This is a genomic window from Pseudomonas sp. PVC-3-1, from assembly GCF_057444315.1.
This window is the reverse complement of sequence record NZ_CM172023.1, coordinates 4,360,330-4,377,456: the sequence shown is the minus strand read 5'-3', so window position 1 is coordinate 4,377,456 and position 17,127 is coordinate 4,360,330. Positions and strand designations below refer to the sequence as shown.

Below are 17,127 nucleotides of genomic sequence, written 5' to 3'. Positions count from 1 at the left end.
CCTGTTTGATGATCTGTCGAGAAATACTCGTTTCTCCTGGCTTCGTCAAAGGCCGATAGTGGCTTCACTTGTTACTGAACTTGAAGATCACCGAGCAGAGGAAGCCAACGCCATGTCAGCCGCCATCCATCCCTACATCACCCAACGCAACGCCCAGCCCGCCAGCGCGGACGACCTGGCGCCCCTGGCCTTCGCAGGCTACGCGCACTTCACCGCCATGCAGGTGCGCGGCGGCGGTATCCGTGGGCTGGACCTGCATCTGGAGCGCTTGCGCAATGCTTCGCAGCGGTTGTTCGGCCAGAGCCATGCCGACGAGGAAATCCGCGCGGCCCTGCGCGCCGCGCTGGAGCAAGCGCCGGACGATACTTCGCTGATGGCTACGGTGTACTCGCCCGCCGGGGAATTCACTGTTGCCGGCCCCGAGCACCGGCCCGAGCTGCTGGTGCGCAGCGCGCCGCCGTCCGATGGGCCGCAGGGGCCGCTGTCACTGGCCATCGCCGGGCATGAGCGGGTGCTGCCGGAGATCAAGCACGTCGGCGAGATCGCCAAGACCTGGTACCTGCGCGAAGCAGTGGCTGCCGGTTTCGATGATGCGGTGTTCACCGACCATCGTGGCCGTTTCAGCGAGGCAACCATCTGGAACCTGGCGTTCTGGGACGGCGAGTCGGTGATCTGGCCGCGGGCGAAGATGCTCACGGGCACCACCATGGGCATCCTCCAGCGCCAACTGGACAAGCTCGGCGCGCGGCAGTCGTCGCTGAGCATCGACCAGCAGGACCTGCCGCGCCTCGCGGGCGCCGTGGTGATGAACTCCTGGACGCCGGCAGTGCCGGTAAACCGCATCGGTGATGTGGAAATCCCGGCGGCGCCGGAGTTCGTCGAGCTGCTGCGCCGTGCCTTCGACGCGGAGCCTCGGGTGAGGCCCTGAGGATTTGGTGGTTCGCGAGCAAGCTCGCTCCTACAAGAAAGCCGCGTGCATGACCCTGCAGGAGCGAGCTTGCTCGCGAACATAAGGTCAATCCAGATGCGCAGCGAAGCCAGTGGCGCCCTGGTTGATCTCTTCCCGCAAGGTCAGCGCGGGAATCTCATAGTCGCCGCCGTTCTGCCGGCGGAAGGGGATGGGCGTGGTGGCCTGGAGGTTATCCAGGCGCTCGCCCAGTTCCCGTTCGATCTGCGCGTAGCGTTCGGCGTCGACGCGGCTGGTGCGGTAGACCAGGTAGGGCGGCAGTACGTCAAAACCGGGGTAGTGCAGCACGCCGTGGTGAATCGGGAACAACAGGTCATCGATCGGCCCATTGATGCCGCGCGCGCTGTAGTGCGATTCCCAACCACCGGTGGTAACCACCAGCATGGCGCGCTTGCCAGCCAGATTGCCTTCGCCGTAGCGGTCGCCCCAGCGCGCGTCGGAGTGCTCGCCGACGCCATAGGCAAAGCCGTAGGCGTAGACCCGCTCGAACCAGCCCTTGAGGATCGCCGGCATGGTGAACCACCACAGCGGGAACTGCAGGATCACCGTGTCGGCCCAGCGCAGCTTTTCCTGCTCAGCGGCGATGTCGCTGCTCTGCCGACCGGCAGCATAGGCGCGCTTGGAGTCCAGCGATGGATCAAAGCGTGCCTCGGGGTCGCGATCGAGGCTGTCGGAGGCATCCAGCGTGGCTTTCCAGTTCATCGCGTAGAGGTCCGAGACCTGAACTTCATGGCCGCCGGCCCGCAGGCGACGCACGGCGAAATCCTTCAGCGAGCCATTGAGCGAGCGTGGCTCTGGGTGGGCGTAGACGATCAGTACGTTCATGAATGCCTTCCTGTGAGTCATCCGGTGAGAGGGGATGGACGCAGGATGCGGATTGCCAGGGTATAGTAGAAATGAATATCCGGTATCCCAGGTATATCAATGAATAATCTGCGCAGGCTCGACCTCAATCTGCTGGTGACCCTGGATGTGCTGCTTTCCGAGCACAACGTCACCCGTACGGCCGAGCGGCTGAACTTCTCGCAGCCCTCGGTCAGCGTGCACCTGGCCAAGCTGCGCGACATCTTCGATGACCCATTGCTGCTACCCGGTCCGCGCGGCATGCGCCCGACGGCGCGGGCGGAATCCCTGCGTGAGCCGTTGCGCATCGCCCTGGAGGCGCTGGAGCAGGCAGTGGCGCCATCCGCGCCTTTCGATCCGGCCCAGGCAGACAACACCTGGCGCATTGCCGCGACCGACTACGGCGAATCCACCATTCTGTTGCCGGCCTTGAGCGCCATCCGCGGCAGCGCGCCGGCTACTCGCCTGGCGCTACTGGAACTATCGCCGCCGCGCATCGCCCGGCAGGCGGAGCAGGGCGAAATCGACCTGGCGTTCCACACCACCGAAGGCAGCCCGCCGGGCATGCGCCGCCGCACGCTCTTTACCGAGCGTTATGTGCTGGCGGGCCGCGCAGGGCACCCCAAGCTCAAGCGCAAGCCGTCCCTGGCGCAGTTCTGCCAGCTGGAGCATGTGATGGTCTCGCCCGATGGCGGCGGTTTCAGTGGCGTGACCGACGAAGCGCTGGCGGCGGTGGGACTCAGCCGGCGCGTAGCCTTGTCGGTACCGCACTTCCTTTTCGTCATCTCGGCGCTGGCCAGCAGCGACCTGGTCGCTATGGTCCCGGCGCGACTGGTGCGGGATAACCCGGCGCTGCGCGTGGTGGAAGCGCCGGTGGAGGTACCGGGTTACGAGATGTCGATGCTATGGGACGAGCGTTCGCACCGTGACCCGGCACATCGGTGGTTGCGCGAGCAGATTGCGGCATCAGTCTGAGCGTTGGTGCTTTTGTAGGAGCGAGCTTGCTCGCGAACCACCGCCCAGCACCGAAGTGGTCGGGGAGTTCGTGTTCGCGAGCAGGCTCGCTCCTACAGGTAGCTCCGGCGAAGTGCCGCGCGCTCTTCGGGAGGCGGCGCGTCAGGTCACCGGGTAAACCGCGTCCGCAACAGGTACTGCAGCGAAGCGGCCAGCGTCTGCCCATGGCTCATGCCATCGAAGGCATGGAACCGGGCCTGCATGCCCGGCACCTTGGCGACGTCGTCCACCAGTTGCTGAGCGGCGCGGGGAGCGCTGGGGGTGATGTCTTCGCGCGGCTTGAAGGGCTCCTCGCCGCCGCGCATCAGCAGTAGCTGCGCGGAATGTCCGGCCAGGCGCTGGGCGAAGCCAGTCTGCTCCTTGAGGATGGCGCCGTCGCCCCACCACAGCGAAGGGCTTGCCGGGGCGTAGAAGTTGAACTGCTGCGGCCGGGTTAGCAGCGCATGGAGCGTCAGCAGGCCTCCGTAGGAATGGCCCCAGAGGGTCTGCTGCGAGCGGTCGATGGGTGCCTGGGCATTTACCGCCGGGAGCATGCGGTCGCGCATCAGGTCAAGGAAGGCATCGGCGCCGCCGCTGGGGTCGCCGGTAAGCGGGTCTTTCTGCTCGGCGAGCTCCGGGCGTGGCGGGGTGTAGTCGCGGGTGCGGCCGGCGCGGTCGAGGCGCAGGGGTGTCTGGTAACCCACGGCGACCAGCAATGGGGCCTTGCCGTTGTTCAGGTCGGCCAGCAGCTTTTCGTCCAGCGCGCCGATGGCGGCGTTGCCGTCGAGCATCCATACCAGCGAATAGCCGGCAGCAGGCGCGGGTTGGTTCGGGCGGGCGATCCACAGCTGGTAGTGGCGCTGGCCGTCGGCGGAGTCCAGCTTCAGCTCGCTGAAGCGGTAGGCCAGGTCGTTGCGCTGCAGCAGGTGGGTGTCCATTTTCTGATCGGGGGCAGGCGCGGCGTGCGCTGCCAGCCCGGGCACGGCGATTGCCAATGCCAGGGCCAGGAGGCGAAATCTCATCAGGCTTTTTTCTCGTTCTACGAATCAGAAGGACGCGGTGAGGCTGGTGTACAGCGTGCGGCCCGGCTCGTTGTAGGTGGCGGCGCCGGCGCCTTCGATGTTCGCCACGCCCTGGGCGTTGCCTTCACGGAACAGGCGCTTGTCGAAGACGTTGTCCACCCCGGCGGTGAAGCTCAGGTTCTTGGTGAACACGTAGGTGCCGCTCAGCCCGGCGATAGCGTAGGGCGAGAGCTGGTTGTTGGCGCTGCCGGTGACACGGTCGCCGTGGTAGTCGTACTTCTTCGGCTTCTGCTTGCCGTACCAGGCGACGCTGGCCTGCAGCGACAAGGCGTCGGTGGCCTGCCAGTCGAGCATGGAGTTCAGGGTGTACTTCGGCGTTACCGAGAGCACGTCGCCGGTTTCCTTGTTCTTGGATTGCAGCATGTAGGTGAAGTTGTTGCTCCACTTCAGCTGTTCCATCAGCGGGATGGTCAGGGTGCCTTCCAGGCCCTCGACCAGCGCCTTGGGCACGTTCTCCCACTGGTAGATCGCCGCGTTGGCGTAGCTGCCGGTGCCGCCGGTAGCCTGATCGATGGGCGACAGGCCCGATTCGATCTTGTTCTTGTAGTCGTTGCGGAAGTAGGTCAGGCCGGCGATCAGGCCGTCCTGGTTGAACTCGATGCCCAGCTCCTTGTTGACGCTGGTTTCCGCCTTGAGGTCTTCGTTGCCCTGCAGGTAGCAGCTGGTGGTCTGGCCGTAGCAGCCCTGGCCTCGGCTGTAGAGCAGGTAGTCGGAGTTCAGCTGGTACAGGTTCGGCGCCTTGTAGGCGCGGGCGATGCCGGCCTTGAGGGTGACGCTGTCGGTCAGCGCGTGGGACAGGTTAAGCGACGGGCTGAAGTTGTCACCGACGATGCTGTGGTGATCCCAGCGCAGGCCCGGGGTGAGCATGGTGCCGGGCAGCAGTTCGATGTTGTCCTCGGCGAACAGCGAGAAGATCTGCGCCTGCGAGGACGTATCGCGGTTGGTGCTGGTGAGGCCCGGCACCGAGCCGCCTTCGCTGGTGGTCTGGGTATTGGCGCTCGGATCGTCGAGCTTCTGCTGCACCCACTCGCTGCCCAAGGTCAGGGTCTGGTCGCGCCAGGCGTGCAACGGCAGGTTCACTTCGCCGTGGGCGGTCAGGTCGCGCAGGGTGGCGGTGTAGAAATCAGTGTTGCTGAAGATGCCCTCGGTGCCACCGGCCAGGCCTTCGTTGATGCGACTGTTGCGGGTCTTCTCGTACTGCAGGTAGGCCATGGAACTGCCGAAGTCCCACTCACCACGGTGGGTGATCGAGTAGTTCTCGCGGTACATGCGGTTGGTCTCGTGACCGAGCATGGATTTCACGTTGGCGTTGCTGTTGGTGTTCTGGGTATCGCCGGTGTAGATGTTGCCCTGGCGGCTGAAACCGGCTTCGAAGTCGAGGGTTTGTTCGGGCGTCAGGTGCCAGCTGAGCAGGCCGTTGACGTCCTTGTTGCGCACGCCTTCGCGACCGGCGGGCAGGGTGCCGGCCTGGTTGCCGGTGCGGTTGGATTCGTGGCCGGCGTTGATGTCCCAGTCGTCCGAGTCGGTCTTGGCGACGTTGCCGTAGACGCGGTAGCTCAGGGTATCGGTCAGCGGGCCGTTGAGGCCGAAGGTCATGCGCTGGGTGGCGCCTTCGTCGCTGTGCTGCGGGAAGTTGCTGTAGACGGTGACATCGCCGTGGGTTTCCGTGCCGGCCTGCTTGGTGATGATGTTCACCACGCCGCCCGCCGCGCCATTGCCATAACGCGCCGCCGCCGGGCCACGCAGCACTTCGATGCGCTCTACCTGGTCCGCCGGCACCCAGTTGGTGTCGCCACGGGAATCGCGCTCGCCGCGCCAGCCGTAGCGCACGGCGTTGCGGCTGGCGACTGGCTTGCCGTCCACGAGGATCAGGGTGTTTTCCGGGCCCATGCCGCGAATGTCGATCTGGCGGTTGTTGCCACGCTGGCCGCTGGTGGAGTTGCCGGTCAGGTTGACGCCCGGCATGGTGCGGATGATCTGCGACAGGTCGCTGGCGGGCGGGCGCTTCTTGATGTCCTCGGCGGTGATGATCGACACGCCCGGCATCTGCTTGGCTTCCTCGGCGGCGGTGGCGACGATCGTTTCGCTGTCGAGTTCGACAGGCTCGGAATCGGCGCTGGCGGCCTGTACGGCAAAAGACAGCAGGCAACTGGAAAGCAGCAGGAAGGGCGGAACGAACTGCATCGGACGGGGCGACATCGGTGATCTCCGGCAACTGAAAGATCGCCAAATGATAATGACTGCTATTTGCTAGTAAAGCGCATTAACTTTCTAAACACTTGCGACGCAGTCGTGGGTCGGTGCCGCGGGGAGCAAAAGGTGCAGGAACAGGCCACGATTGCCATTTTCGCTGCCGTTCTCTGCCCACATGCGCCCGTCGGCCAGTTCGACACCGCGCCGGGCGATGGCCAGACCCAGGCCGAATCCGCTGGACTCGGAGGGCTGCAGCCGCTGGTAGGGCTGGAAGATGCGTTCGAGGTCTGCCTCGGCGACGCCAGGCCCGTCGTCGCTGATGCACAGGTGCCAGAAGTTGCCCTCGCGCCAGCCGTCCAGGCGCACGCTGCCACCGCGCGGGGAGTGGCGGATGCCATTGCGCAGCAGGTTCTCGATGGCCTGGGCAAAGCTGTCCAGGTGCACCTGCACCACGCAGTCGGTGCCCAGCGAGCAGGGCAGTCGCTCTGACGTCCAACCGCTTTCGAAACAGGCGTCCTCGCACAGCGCTTCCCACACCGAGAGCACCAGCACTGGTTCGCGCTCCAACTGCGGGCGCTCGGTGTCCATCCAGGCCAGGTCCAGGGTGTCTTCCAGCAGGCGCTGCATGTCGTTGATCTCGCGGTCCAGCCGCTCGCGCAATTGCTGCGCAGGCAGGTCGCTGTCGTGGGCGATGCGCAGGCGGGCCAATGGAGTACGTAATTCATGGGACAGCGTGCGCAGAAGCAGTCGCTGCTGCGCCAGGCTGTGACGAAGCCGATCGGCCATGTGATCGAAGGCCAGCGCGAGCTCGCCAAGCTCGTCACGGCGGTGGGCCAGCGGCGTGCCCGGTCCTTCGCTGTCCAGGTCGTCCGCGCGCAAGGCATCGGCGCGGGCACGCAGCCGGTTGAGCGGCAGCACCAGGTGCCGATAGATCAACAGGCCGAGGAGGGCGGCCAGGAGGGTCGGCACCACGCCGTGGCTGAACAGGTGCGTCCAGGGCGTCAGCCCGCCGGGTAGCAGGCGTTCGGGCAGTTGCATGACCAGTCGGCCGCGCTCGGGGTGTTGCGCAAACTCAATGCTGACGTAAGGCAACTCGTCCTGCAGGCGCCGGCTCATCGGCCAGTCGAGCTTGCGCATGAACGTCAGGTGGCTGGATTCTTCCGCCGTCAGCGGCGTAGTGCCCAGGCTCTGCAGGTGTTCACCGATCACCGCGACCCAGGTGTCTTCGGCGGCGGACAGCTCCCGACGGAAGCGCTCGACACCTTCTGCGCCGTGCTGGTCAACGACCCTCTCCGCCTGCTCGGCGTAGCGCGCGAGGTACTCGCGATCGGCTTCGCCCAGGAAGTAGGTGCTGCGCTCCAGCGACAGGCCCCAGGTCCAGATCAGCCAGGTGAGCAACAGGCAGAAGCCGACCTGCAGTGCGGCGATTTTCCACAGCAGCGGATGACGGCGCATCAGTGACGTTCCGCGTCCACCAGGATGTAGCCCTGGCCGCGCACAGCCTGGATCTGTACCTGTTGCGCGCCGATTGCGGCCAACTTGCGGCGCAGGTTGCAGACGTGCACGTCCAGCCCGCGGTCGAGGCGGGTGTAGGCGCGGTGCAGCACGCTCTGGTAGAGGAAACTCTTGCTCAGCGCCTCGCCGGCGTGGGCGTTCAGCGTGGCCAGAAGGCGGTATTCGGAGTTTGTCAGGCCGGCGTGTTCACCGGCGCGGGAGACGTCCTGCAGTTCATCGTCAAACTGCAGCGAGCCTTGTGGGCGCGGAGCGGATCGCGCGCGATCCAGATCGACCCGGCGCAACAGCGCATCGATGCGCGCATCCAGCTCCGCCAGGCTGAAAGGCTTGGGCAGGTAATCGTCGGCGCCACGGGTGAAGCCGGTGATGCGGTCCTGTTCCGCACCGAGGGCGGACATCAGCATCACCGGCGTAGCACGATGGCTGCGCAGGGTGTCGAGCAGGGATAGGCCATCGACGCCGGGCAGCATGATGTCCAGCAGGACCAGATCGAAGTCGTTCTGGTGAACGGCTACGAGGCCCTGGTCACCGTTGGCGCAGGTGGTGACGGAAAAGCCGCGCTGACAGAAATGGCGTTCGAGGTCCAGGCGAAGACGGGAATCGTCCTCCACCAGCAGAAGTGAAGGGGACACGGTAAACCTTGATGAGAGTTTCTTTGATGCGAATGTTTAGCATTTGCAAATATCTCATCTCTCCCGGTCGGAAGGCAATGGCAATCTGCCGCGAGGCCCTCAGACCCAGCGTCGTACCCGGCTGCAGAAGGCGTCGAACTCCGCGCCGAACAGTTCGCGCAACGCTTTTTCCTCGGGGCGGATCTGGAATCGCCCGATGTAGAGCACGAAGGCGGCGACACCGAGCACCGCCAGTGCCGAGCCGAGGAACACGCACCAGCCCAGCAGGATGATGGCGAAACCCAGGTACATGGGGTTGCGGGTGTGCCGGTAGATGCCGGCAATCACCAGTGCGGAGGCGCTTTCCGGTTTCAGCGGGTTGACCGTGGTGCGCGCGCGGCGGAAGGACGCCACGCCCGCCAGACAGACCGCGACGCCACCCAGTGCCACCAGCAGGGCCAGCCATAGACGGCTGCCCGGCGCCGTGATCGGGCGAACCGCCAACCACATCAGCAGGCCGCTGATGAACGCCACCAGGGGCGGGGGAATACGGTGTTCCAGCCAATCCATGCTCGGTCTCCGGGCCAGTGCGGCCATCTCCAGTGAGGTGCCAACACTAGCCCAGATTGCTTTCCTTAGCGCGCCTCAGCGCGGCCGACGTACCGCGCGCACCTTGCCGCTGTTGCCGCCGCCGCAGTAGAAGCGCTCGCCGCCGTCCGCTTCCAGGCCGGATACATGCACGCCCTCGGGCATGTCCAGTTGCTCCAGAACCGCGCCAGATTGTGGGTCGATGCGGCGTAGCTCGCTGTAGGTCGCTTCGGGTTCCCATGTACCGTGCCAGAGTTGGCCTTCGACCCAGGTCACGCCGGTGACGAAACGATTTGAATCAATCGTGCGTAGGACTTCACCGGTTTCCGGGTCGATCTGATGGATCTTCCGTGCGCGGTACTCGCCGACCCAGAGCGAACCCTCTGCCCAGGCCATGCCTGAATCGCCGCCGTTGCCCGGCGCGGGAATGGTCGAGAGCACCTTGCCGCTCGCCGGGTCGATCTTCTGGATGCGGCTTTCGGCGATCTGGTACAGGTGCGTACCGTCGAACGCAGTGCCGGCGTGGGCGGGAACTTCGATGGCGCGCTCCAGGTGGCCGTCCTTCGGGTCCAGGCTCTGCAGGCGCTCGCCCACCGCGAACCAGACGCGCTGGCCGTCGAAGGTCAGGCCGTGGACGGCACTGACGCCGGGGAAGGGGCCGTATTCCTGCAGAACCTGCGCCGGGGATTGCTTGTAGTGAGTGGTCATGGTGTCGCCCTGCATGTGTGAATTGGAGCCTTCAGCCTATTCAGGCACCGAAGGGCGCGGGGAGTAACAAGGTCGTCGCGAATCCTGGCGCCGGCGGCAGTGTCCAGCGTCGCGCGCGCCCTTGCCCCAGCGCCTGTACCCGACGAGTTTCGGCCAGTGCCTCAAGGGCGCGTTGAACGCTGCGCTGGCTGGTATCCAGCGCCAGTGCAAGGGCCGAACTGGACCAGGCCTGGCCATCGCTGAGCAGCGCCAGCACTTCAGCGTTGGCGTCCTCCAGCGGCGGCGCAAGGACCACCGGATTGGCGGCAACCAGCACATAGCCACGCGAAGTCGACTGAATCCCCGCCAAAGGCTGTAGCAGACGCCGCAGACGGCCCATTTCCACGCGCAGGCGCGCCCGGTGGGTTTCATCCGGCTGGCGGGTGCGGAACACCCGGCCGATCAGTTCGACGCGTGACACATCAACGGGCCAGGCTTCGGCCAGCGCGCGGGCGAGGGCGAAGAGTACCGGGCGGCTGCCCAGGGCAATATCACCAATACGATTGCGGCAGGCGTCGATCACCAGGGCATCGGAGCGCAGCAGGCTTTCCACTTCATCCAGCGACAGCAGGCGCGTGGTTTGTCGGTCGATGCGCCGGGCTGCCGGCGCATCAAGAATGTGCACCGCCTGATCCACCTCTGCACACAGGGCTGGAATGCCCGACGCTGCAGCCGCGTCGGCAGCCAGGCGCAATGTGGTCCGCGCCTCGGCTGCTTGCAGCCGGCGAACGGCGAGGCCGGCAGCGATCAGCCAATGCACCGTGCGCAGAGGCGCGGGTAGCGAACCCGGTTCCAGCGAGCCCAGCAACATGTCGGCTTCATCGAGCTTGCCGATCAGCAGCGCACGGCGGATCAGCAGGTAGCGGGCATGGGCGGCATTGATCCTGTCGCCGTGGCTCTGTAGCACCTGCGCCGCCTGCTCCAGCGGTTCGGTCGGCCAGTTCAGCTCGCGGCTGGCCAGCGCCACTTCCGCCTCGGCCACCCGGCAGCGGGCGCGCTCCATCGGTTCGTGGGCGCCAAAGGCGCGGGCGGCGCGACGCAGCAGAGTGCGGGCGAGGGGAAATTCGCCCAACTGGGCCATGGCGATGCCGCGCAAGGCCAGCGCTGGCGGGTCCTCGCGCAGCGCCACGCGGTTCAGCGCGCCCAGTGGGTCGCCCGCCGCCAGGGCGCTGGCCGCCGCCGTGATCAGCGAATCCATGGAAATCCTGCCAACTTTGTCACTCCCGTCCCCCGACGCCCGCTGCCTAGTCTATGCCATGCCCATCGAGCCGCCGTTGGCGGAGGAGAACTGTCATGACTGCCCATCCCACCGCCACCCGCGAAGAATGGCTCACCGCGCGCCTGGAACTGCTGGCTGAGGAAAAGGCCCTGACCCGGCGTAGCGACGAGCTGGCGCGCAAGCGCCAGGCGCTGCCCTGGGTGTTGATCGACAAGGACTACCGTTTCGACACCGAGCAGGGGCCGGCACGTCTCGCGGACCTGTTCGCCGGCCGCTCGCAGTTGCTGGTCTACCACTTCATGTTCGGCCCGGACTACCGCGCCGGCTGCCCCTCCTGCTCAAACATCGCCGATGGCTTCGACGGTTACGCCACCCACCTGGCGAACCATGACGTGAGCCTGGTGGCGGTGTCCCGCGCGCCACTGGAAAAGCTGCTGGCCTACCGCCGACGCATGGGCTGGAGTTTCCCCTGGGCGTCATCCCACGGCAGCGGCTTCAACTATGACTTCAACGTGTCCTTCACCGAGGCGCAGCAGCGCGGCGGGGAAGTCGACTACAACTTCCGTCGCGAAGGCCCCATTACAGGCCCTGCACCGGCCCCCGTGGTGGAAACGGCCGCCTGCTGTGGCACTGATGTGGCGACCTTCACCCGCGATATGCCGGGCATGAGCAGCTTCGTTCGCGAAGGCGGCAACCTCTATCACTGCTACTCCACCTACGCCCGCGGCCTGGACTCACTGTGGGGCCTGTTCCAGTGGCTCGACCGCGCGCCGCTGGGGCGCAATGAGCAGGGTATGTGGTGGCGGCGGCACGACGAATACGAGGCCGGACGCTAGGCAGCACGTCAGTTGGCTGCGCGGCGAAATGCGCCTGGCTGCTGTCCGGTCGCCTTGCGGAAGGCACGGGTGAACGCCGCGATGGACTGGTAGCCCACGGCAGCCGCGACTTCCGCCACGCTCTGGTCGGCCTTGAGCAGCCGGCACGCCTGGCCCATGCGCAGGGCCAGCAGTACCTGGCCGGGCGATTGCCCGCAGGTTTCGTTGAAGCGCTTGAAGAAGGCCGAACGCGACAGGCCCGCGCAGGCCGCCATGTCTTCCAGTGTCCAGGGCAACTGTGGTTGCTGGATCATCCGCTCAAGCAGGCTGGCGAACTGCGGTTGGCGAGCGAGGGCGACCAGCCCGCCGAGGGATACGTTGGCCACGACCTGCTGCCGCAGCACGTAGAGGAACAGCAGATGGCTCAGCCGTTCGAGCATCTGCTGCGACGGCGCGGGCTGCCGCTGGCATTCCTCCAGGATCAGCTCGAACAGACTGCGCGCGGCCCGCTGGGACGGCTCCTCGGCACGCAGCACGAGGAAGGCGGGCAGGGCGTCGATGATCAGCGCCGACAGCCCCGAATCGAACTGGAAGAACCCGCAGACCAGCCCCACGCCATCCTCGGCCTGCAGCTCCAGCGCGGTCATGCTCTGGCGCGGCTGGCAAGCCGCCTCGTCGGCACTGGATTCGTTGGACAGCCGATATGGCACATCGCGCAGGATGAACACCGCGTCACCGCTATCCAGCCGACAGGGCGCTTCGTCTTCCAGGTGCAGCCAGCAATGCCCTTGCACCACCAGGTGGAAACTGGCCCGCGCCAAGCCATGCGTCGATGCGTGCCAGCCGCCGCAATAGCGTCCCACGTGAAACAGGCTCGCGCTCAGTTCGAGGTTGTCTAATAACCAATCAACGAGGGGGCTGGACGAAATCATCTAATGGAAAGACTCATGAGCAAGTGATAGCGACTTTAGAATATTGAATGGATTTCTTATTACCAACAGACTTTTTCGACACCCCATTTCAACGGAGTCGAACCATGTCCCGCCTGCCCATCCAGACCCTCGACAGCGCCCCGGAAGCTGCCAAGCCGTTCCTCGAGAATGCCCTCAAGGGGTCCGGCTTCATCCCCAACCTGCTGGGAGTGCTGGCCAACGCGCCGGCCGCGCTGGAAACCTACGTCACCGTTTCCGGCCTCAACGGCAAGTCCGACCTGGGCCTGCCCGAGCGCGAAGTGGTCCAGTTGATCGCCGCCACCACCCACGGCTGCGACTTCTGCGTAGCCGGGCACACGGCGGTGGCCTTCAACAAGGCCAAGCTGCCCGAGGAAGTCATAGCCGCCCTGCGCGAACAGCGCGAGCTGCCCGATGCGCGCCTGGAGGCCCTGGCCGCGTTCGCCCGTGAATCCATCGCCACCCGCGGCGCGGTCAGCGATGCTGGCCTTGCGGCCTTCCGTGCTGCCGGCTTCAGCGATGGCAATGCGCTGGAAGTGCTGCTGGGTATCAGTCTGGCGACCCTGTGCAACTTCGCCAACGTGCTGGCCCAGACCCCGCTGAACCCCGAGCTGGGCAAATACCGTTGGGAAAAGGCCACCCACTGATTTCGTGTGACCGGGCGGCAGCCGCCGCCCAAGCAAGGAGAGCGAAATGCTCGACCCGACCCTGAGCCGCTGGCTCGACGACCATGCCGAGGGCCTCGACCTCGGCCATACCGACCCGCAGAGCGTACTGCCGCAACTGGCTGCCGCCGGGCTGTTCGCCATCGGTGTGCCCGAAGAGCGCGGCGGCAATGGCGGCAGCGTGCTCGATGCGATCGACGCCATTGCCGATGTGGCCGGCCATTCGCTGACGGCCGCCTTCGTCTTCTGGGGCCAGCGCGCCTTCATCGAATACCTGTTGCAGAGCCCCAATCGCGTGCTGGGTGACCGCCTGCTCGGCGAACTGCTCGACGGCAGCCTGGCCGGCGCTACCGGGCTGTCCAACGCCATGAAGTTCCTCTCGGGCATTGAACGCCTGCAAGTGAACGCGACTTCGACCGGCGATGGCTGGAGCCTCGATGGTCGGCTGCACTGGGTGACCAACCTGCGCAAAGGGCGCTTCGTGGTGGCGGCGGCCATCGAACGAGAGGGAGCGGCACCGCTGGTGGCGGCGATCCCGTCGGACCGCGTGGGCCTGACCCGCTCTGACGATCTGCAACTGCTCGGCCTGCAATCGAGCAACACCGCTGCGCTGGATTTCTCAGCGGTCGATCTGCCGCGCGACTGGCTGCTGCACGAGGATGCCCGCCAATACCTGCCACGCGTGCGCCCGGCCTTCCTCGGCCTGCAATGCGCCATGAGCATTGGCCTGACCCGCAAGGCCCTGGAGTCCGTGCGCGAGCACCTGAGCGACCGTCGTTCGGTGCTGTGCGAAGAACAGCAGCGTCTGGCCGATGAGCTGGACGAGAAGGTTGCACGCTTGCGCGAAGGCCTGCTCGATGGCGCCTTTCTGACCGAGCCGGCGCGGTTGTTCCGCATCCGCATCGGCCTGGCCGAAGGTGCAGCTGCCGCTGTTCAGCTGGAACTGCAGGCCAGCGGCGGCAAGGCCTACCTGACCGAGCACGGCGCGGCCTTTGCCCGGCGCTGGCGTGAGTCGGCCTTCGTGCCCATCGTCACGCCGAGCCTGGTGCAACTGCGCACTGAACTGCAGAAGCAGGCCAGGGCATGAACCGAGCGATCCTGCAGGCCAGCGACGTTGCCCTGGGCTATCCCGGAGACAACGGTTGGCGCAGCGTGCTGGAAGGCTTCGCCCTGGAGCTGGCTCGCGCAGAGGTGGTCTCCATCCTCGGCCCCAGCGGCGTCGGCAAATCCAGCCTGCTGCGGGTGCTGGCCGGCTTGCAGAAGCCGGCGGCTGGCGTCGTGCAAATGCTCGGTCAGCCGATCGACGGCCCGCACCCGCGCGTTGCGGTGGCCTTCCAGGACCCGAGCCTGCTGCCATGGCTGAACCTGACGAAGAACGTCGCCTTCGGCCTGGACTTCGCCCGCCAGCCGAAGCTGGACAAAGCCACCCTGCAAGCCCGTGTGGACGAGGCAATTGCCTCGGTTGGGCTGGGCCATGCCCGCGACTTCCTGCCAGCACAACTCTCCGGCGGCATGGCCCAGCGCACCGCGCTGGCCCGTTGCCTGGCGCGGCAGCCGCAGGTGCTGCTGCTCGACGAACCCTTCGGCGCGCTGGACGAGGTGACCCGCGCCGATATGCAGCAATTGCTGCTGACAGTCATCCACGAGTGGCGTACCGCCGCCGTGCTGATCACCCATGACATCGATGAAGCGCTGCTGCTTTCCGACCGCATCCTGCTACTGGGTGACACCCCGGCGCGGACGCTGGGCGAATGGCACATCGACCTGCCGCAACCCCGTGCGGAGCTGGTCGAGGAACTGGGCGCCCTGCGGGTCGACATCCTCAAAACCCTACGGCGGGCGAGCCGCACCCACGCAAACAACCCTTCTGCGCAGGAGCCTGCCCATGTGCCTGGACGACCCCACACACTCCCGACGTGACATTCTCAAACTCGGCGCGCTGCTCACCGCCGCCGGTGCGTTGCCACTGCTGACCAGCCTGCAGGCGCGCGCCGCCAGCGAACCGGACGCACCGGTGCGCATCGGCTACCTGCCGATCACTGACGCCACGCCGCTGCTGGTCGCCCACGCCAACGGCCTGTTCGACGCAGAAGGCATCAAGGCCGAGCGCCCGGTGCTGCTGCGCAGCTGGGCACAGGTGATCGAGGCGTTCATTTCCGGGCAGGTCAACGTCATCCACCTGCTGTCACCGATGACCGTCTGGGCGCGCTACGGCAGCAAGGTTCCCGCCAAGGTGGTGGCCTGGAACCACGTCGGCGGCTCCGGGCTGACCGTGGCACCGGACATCAGCGACGTGAAGCAGCTGGGCGGCAAGACCCTGGCGATTCCGTTCTGGTACTCGATCCACAACGTGGTGCTGCAACAGTTGTTGCGTGACAACGGCCTGCAGGCGGTAAGCAAGCCAGCCAACGCCGCGCTGGCCGCCAATGAGGTCAACCTGGTGGTGCTGCCGCCGTCGGACATGCCTCCGGCGCTGGCCGCCAAACGCATCGCCGGCTACATCGTCGCCGAGCCGTTCAACGCCCTCGCGGAGAACCTCAAGGTCGGGCGCATCCAGCGCTTTACCGGCGATGTCTGGCGCAACCATGCATGCTGTGTGGTGTTCATGCATGAGCACGATCTGAACAACCGCCCGGAGTGGTCGCAGAAAGTGGTCAACGCCATCGTCAAGGCGCAGCTATGGACCCGCGACAACCGCGCCGAGGCGGCCAAGCTGCTGTCCAAGGACGGCGAGAACCGCTACACGCCCCACGCGCCGGAGGTGCTCGGCCGTGTACTGGCGCCGGCCGCCCGCGAACGCCAGCAGTACCTGGCTGACGGCGCCATCCGCCATGCCGACTGGCACGAGGAGCGCATCGACTTCCAGCCGTATCCGTTCCCCAGCTACACCGAGGAATTGGTGCGCCGCCTGAAGGACACACTGATCCAGGGCGACAAGGGCTTCCTCGCCGCACTGGAGCCGACACAGGTAGCCAAGGACCTGGTGGACGATCGCTTCGTGCGCAATGCCATTGCCAGCGTGGGCGGCTTGAGCGCCTTCGGCTTCCCCGATAGCTTCGAGCGCAGCGAGGAGATCACCACGTGACACCCGTTGTACTTTCCACGCGCCGCCACTGGGCGCTGGGCCTGGTCGGGCTCGTCATCCTGCTCGGCTTGTGGTGGCTCGGTGTGCGCCTGTTCGGCGGCGATGGCCTGGGGCAGCTGTTCTCGCCCCAGGCGACCTTCACCAGCCTGGGCGAGCTGCTCGCCCGGCCGGAGCTGTACGAGCATGTGCTGGTGAGCCTGAAACGGGTACTGCTGGGGCTGCTGCTGGCTCTCGCCGTCGGCGTACCGCTGGGCTTGCTGGTAGGCGCCTCGCGTCACCTGGAGGCGGCGACCACGCCGGCTTTCCAGTTCCTGCGGATGATTTCGCCGTTGTCGTGGATGCCCATCGCAGTAATGCTGATGGGCGTGGGCGACTCGCCGATCTACTTCCTGCTGGCGTTCGCTGCGGTCTGGCCGATCCTGCTCAATACCGCCGCCGGCGTGCGCCAGCTCGATCCGCGCTGGCTGCAGTTGTCGAGGAGTCTCAGCGCGACGCCGTTCGAGACGCTGCGCAAGGTCATCCTGCCCGGCGTGCTCGGCCATGTGCTGACGGGCGTACGCCTGGCCATCGGCATTCTCTGGATCGTGCTGGTGCCCTGCGAAATGCTCGGCGTCAGCGCGGGACTGGGTTACTACATCCTCGACACGCGGGATCGCCTGGCCTACTCGGAGCTGATGGCCATGGTGTTGCTGATCGGCGTGCTGGGCTTCGCCTTGGATGCAGTGGCGCGCAGCCTGTATCGGCGACGGGGGTGATGGGACCTTCTGAGTGTTCTTGATACAGCCCTGACCCTGGCTACGCGCCCGGCTCCGAAGGGAGAGGGGACTGTCCTGGGTTTCGGGTAGCCAGGCGCT

17 protein-coding genes are annotated in these 17,127 nt (G+C 66.1%); 8 read left to right on the top strand and 9 right to left on the bottom strand.

What is annotated here, in order from left to right:
- The first annotated feature begins 112 nt into the window (after positions 1 to 112).
- Complete coding sequence (locus AC2T4A_RS20265; RefSeq protein ID WP_416750518.1) at positions 113 to 928, top strand: aminotransferase class IV family protein; 816 nt, start codon at positions 113 to 115, stop codon at positions 926 to 928.
- Positions 929 to 1,015: 87 nt separating this feature from the next.
- Here AC2T4A_RS20265 and AC2T4A_RS20260 read toward each other — a convergent pair whose 3' ends face one another.
- Positions 1,016 to 1,792, bottom strand: coding sequence for an NAD(P)H-dependent oxidoreductase (locus AC2T4A_RS20260; RefSeq protein WP_416750516.1), 777 nt, complete (start codon positions 1,790 to 1,792; stop codon positions 1,016 to 1,018).
- 99 nt (positions 1,793 to 1,891) lie between these two features.
- On the opposite strand from AC2T4A_RS20260, the gene AC2T4A_RS20255 reads away from it, so the two are divergent.
- Complete coding sequence (locus AC2T4A_RS20255) at positions 1,892 to 2,785, top strand: LysR family transcriptional regulator (RefSeq protein WP_478378929.1); 894 nt, start codon at positions 1,892 to 1,894, stop codon at positions 2,783 to 2,785.
- 146 nt (positions 2,786 to 2,931) lie between these two features.
- Here the strand turns inward: AC2T4A_RS20255 and AC2T4A_RS20250 are convergent, their stop codons facing one another.
- From AC2T4A_RS20250 to AC2T4A_RS20220, 7 genes are all read right to left on the bottom strand, one after another.
- Entirely contained in the window at positions 2,932 to 3,825 is an 894-nt protein-coding gene (locus tag AC2T4A_RS20250) for an alpha/beta hydrolase (protein ID WP_486741626.1), read from the bottom strand.
- A gap of 24 nt (positions 3,826 to 3,849) precedes the next feature.
- Positions 3,850 to 6,069, bottom strand: a complete 2,220-nt coding sequence (locus AC2T4A_RS20245) for a TonB-dependent siderophore receptor (protein WP_486743704.1) — start codon at positions 6,067 to 6,069, stop codon at positions 3,850 to 3,852.
- Between the two features lie 87 nt (positions 6,070 to 6,156).
- Positions 6,157 to 7,533 carry a HAMP domain-containing sensor histidine kinase gene (locus AC2T4A_RS20240; protein ID WP_486741625.1) on the bottom strand — a complete coding sequence of 459 codons (1,377 nt, stop codon included), beginning with the start codon at positions 7,531 to 7,533 and terminating at the stop codon, positions 6,157 to 6,159.
- Positions 7,533 to 8,225 (bottom strand): response regulator transcription factor, encoded by a 693-nt coding sequence (locus AC2T4A_RS20235; protein WP_416750507.1) that lies wholly within the window; start codon positions 8,223 to 8,225, stop codon positions 7,533 to 7,535. Before AC2T4A_RS20235 ends, AC2T4A_RS20240 begins: the two co-directional genes overlap by 1 nt.
- Positions 8,226 to 8,324: 99 nt before the next feature.
- Positions 8,325 to 8,774 carry a methyltransferase family protein gene (locus tag AC2T4A_RS20230; protein ID WP_486741624.1) on the bottom strand — a complete coding sequence of 150 codons (450 nt, stop codon included), beginning with the start codon at positions 8,772 to 8,774 and terminating at the stop codon, positions 8,325 to 8,327.
- 75 nt (positions 8,775 to 8,849) lie between these two features.
- A complete protein-coding gene (locus AC2T4A_RS20225) occupies positions 8,850 to 9,500 on the bottom strand; it encodes a Vgb family protein (RefSeq protein ID WP_486741623.1) in 651 nt (216 codons plus the stop codon).
- A gap of 40 nt (positions 9,501 to 9,540) precedes the next feature.
- Entirely contained in the window at positions 9,541 to 10,737 is a 1,197-nt protein-coding gene (locus AC2T4A_RS20220) for a helix-turn-helix domain-containing protein (RefSeq protein ID WP_486741622.1), read from the bottom strand.
- A gap of 95 nt (positions 10,738 to 10,832) precedes the next feature.
- Between AC2T4A_RS20220 and AC2T4A_RS20215 the strand changes: the two genes are divergently transcribed.
- Positions 10,833 to 11,594: a DUF899 domain-containing protein gene (locus tag AC2T4A_RS20215; protein ID WP_416750499.1), complete on the top strand. Its 762-nt coding sequence runs from the start codon at positions 10,833 to 10,835 to the stop codon at positions 11,592 to 11,594.
- Positions 11,595 to 11,602: 8 nt separating this feature from the next.
- Here the strand turns inward: AC2T4A_RS20215 and AC2T4A_RS20210 are convergent, their stop codons facing one another.
- Positions 11,603 to 12,505: an AraC family transcriptional regulator gene (locus AC2T4A_RS20210; protein WP_416750497.1), complete on the bottom strand. Its 903-nt coding sequence runs from the start codon at positions 12,503 to 12,505 to the stop codon at positions 11,603 to 11,605.
- 104 nt (positions 12,506 to 12,609) lie between these two features.
- Between AC2T4A_RS20210 and AC2T4A_RS20205 the strand changes: the two genes are divergently transcribed.
- From AC2T4A_RS20205 to AC2T4A_RS20185, 5 genes are read left to right on the top strand one after another with little or no spacing between them, the layout of a single operon-like run.
- Positions 12,610 to 13,170, top strand: coding sequence for a carboxymuconolactone decarboxylase family protein (locus tag AC2T4A_RS20205; RefSeq protein ID WP_416750495.1), 561 nt, complete (start codon positions 12,610 to 12,612; stop codon positions 13,168 to 13,170).
- Positions 13,171 to 13,216: 46 nt separating this feature from the next.
- Positions 13,217 to 14,275, top strand: coding sequence for an acyl-CoA dehydrogenase family protein (locus AC2T4A_RS20200; protein WP_486741621.1), 1,059 nt, complete (start codon positions 13,217 to 13,219; stop codon positions 14,273 to 14,275).
- Positions 14,272 to 15,108, top strand: a complete 837-nt coding sequence (locus AC2T4A_RS20195) for an ABC transporter ATP-binding protein (RefSeq protein ID WP_486741620.1) — start codon at positions 14,272 to 14,274, stop codon at positions 15,106 to 15,108. The genes AC2T4A_RS20200 and AC2T4A_RS20195 overlap by 4 nt, the downstream gene beginning before the upstream one ends.
- On the top strand, positions 15,074 to 16,273 hold the full coding sequence (locus tag AC2T4A_RS20190; protein ID WP_486741619.1) for an ABC transporter substrate-binding protein: 1,200 nt from the start codon (positions 15,074 to 15,076) through the stop codon (positions 16,271 to 16,273). The genes AC2T4A_RS20195 and AC2T4A_RS20190 overlap by 35 nt, the downstream gene beginning before the upstream one ends.
- The gene (locus tag AC2T4A_RS20185) at positions 16,270 to 17,028 is read left to right on the top strand and encodes an ABC transporter permease (RefSeq protein WP_486741618.1); all 759 of its coding nucleotides are present in this window, start codon (positions 16,270 to 16,272) and stop codon (positions 17,026 to 17,028) included. Before AC2T4A_RS20190 ends, AC2T4A_RS20185 begins: the two co-directional genes overlap by 4 nt.
- The last annotated feature ends 99 nt before the right edge of the window (positions 17,029 to 17,127 follow it).

What these genes read in the sequence shown, in the direction of transcription:
- AC2T4A_RS20265 (WP_416750518.1), top strand. Translation starts at nt 113, where the DNA reads ATGTCAGCCGCCATCCATCCCTACATCACCCAACGCAACGCCCAGCCC.
- AC2T4A_RS20260 (WP_416750516.1), bottom strand. Translation starts at nt 1,792, where the DNA reads ATGAACGTACTGATCGTCTACGCCCACCCAGAGCCACGCTCGCTCAAT.
- AC2T4A_RS20255 (WP_478378929.1), top strand. Translation starts at nt 1,892, where the DNA reads ATGAATAATCTGCGCAGGCTCGACCTCAATCTGCTGGTGACCCTGGAT.
- AC2T4A_RS20250 (WP_486741626.1), bottom strand. Translation starts at nt 3,825, where the DNA reads ATGAGATTTCGCCTCCTGGCCCTGGCATTGGCAATCGCCGTGCCCGGG.
- AC2T4A_RS20245 (WP_486743704.1), bottom strand. Translation starts at nt 6,069, where the DNA reads ATGCAGTTCGTTCCGCCCTTCCTGCTGCTTTCCAGTTGCCTGCTGTCT.
- AC2T4A_RS20240 (WP_486741625.1), bottom strand. Translation starts at nt 7,533, where the DNA reads ATGCGCCGTCATCCGCTGCTGTGGAAAATCGCCGCACTGCAGGTCGGC.
- AC2T4A_RS20230 (WP_486741624.1), bottom strand. Translation starts at nt 8,774, where the DNA reads ATGGATTGGCTGGAACACCGTATTCCCCCGCCCCTGGTGGCGTTCATC.
- AC2T4A_RS20225 (WP_486741623.1), bottom strand. Translation starts at nt 9,500, where the DNA reads ATGACCACTCACTACAAGCAATCCCCGGCGCAGGTTCTGCAGGAATAC.
- AC2T4A_RS20220 (WP_486741622.1), bottom strand. Translation starts at nt 10,737, where the DNA reads ATGGATTCGCTGATCACGGCGGCGGCCAGCGCCCTGGCGGCGGGCGAC.
- AC2T4A_RS20215 (WP_416750499.1), top strand. Translation starts at nt 10,833, where the DNA reads ATGACTGCCCATCCCACCGCCACCCGCGAAGAATGGCTCACCGCGCGC.
- AC2T4A_RS20210 (WP_416750497.1), bottom strand. Translation starts at nt 12,505, where the DNA reads ATGATTTCGTCCAGCCCCCTCGTTGATTGGTTATTAGACAACCTCGAA.
- AC2T4A_RS20205 (WP_416750495.1), top strand. Translation starts at nt 12,610, where the DNA reads ATGTCCCGCCTGCCCATCCAGACCCTCGACAGCGCCCCGGAAGCTGCC.
- AC2T4A_RS20200 (WP_486741621.1), top strand. Translation starts at nt 13,217, where the DNA reads ATGCTCGACCCGACCCTGAGCCGCTGGCTCGACGACCATGCCGAGGGC.
- AC2T4A_RS20195 (WP_486741620.1), top strand. Translation starts at nt 14,272, where the DNA reads ATGAACCGAGCGATCCTGCAGGCCAGCGACGTTGCCCTGGGCTATCCC.
- AC2T4A_RS20190 (WP_486741619.1), top strand. Translation starts at nt 15,074, where the DNA reads ATGTGCCTGGACGACCCCACACACTCCCGACGTGACATTCTCAAACTC.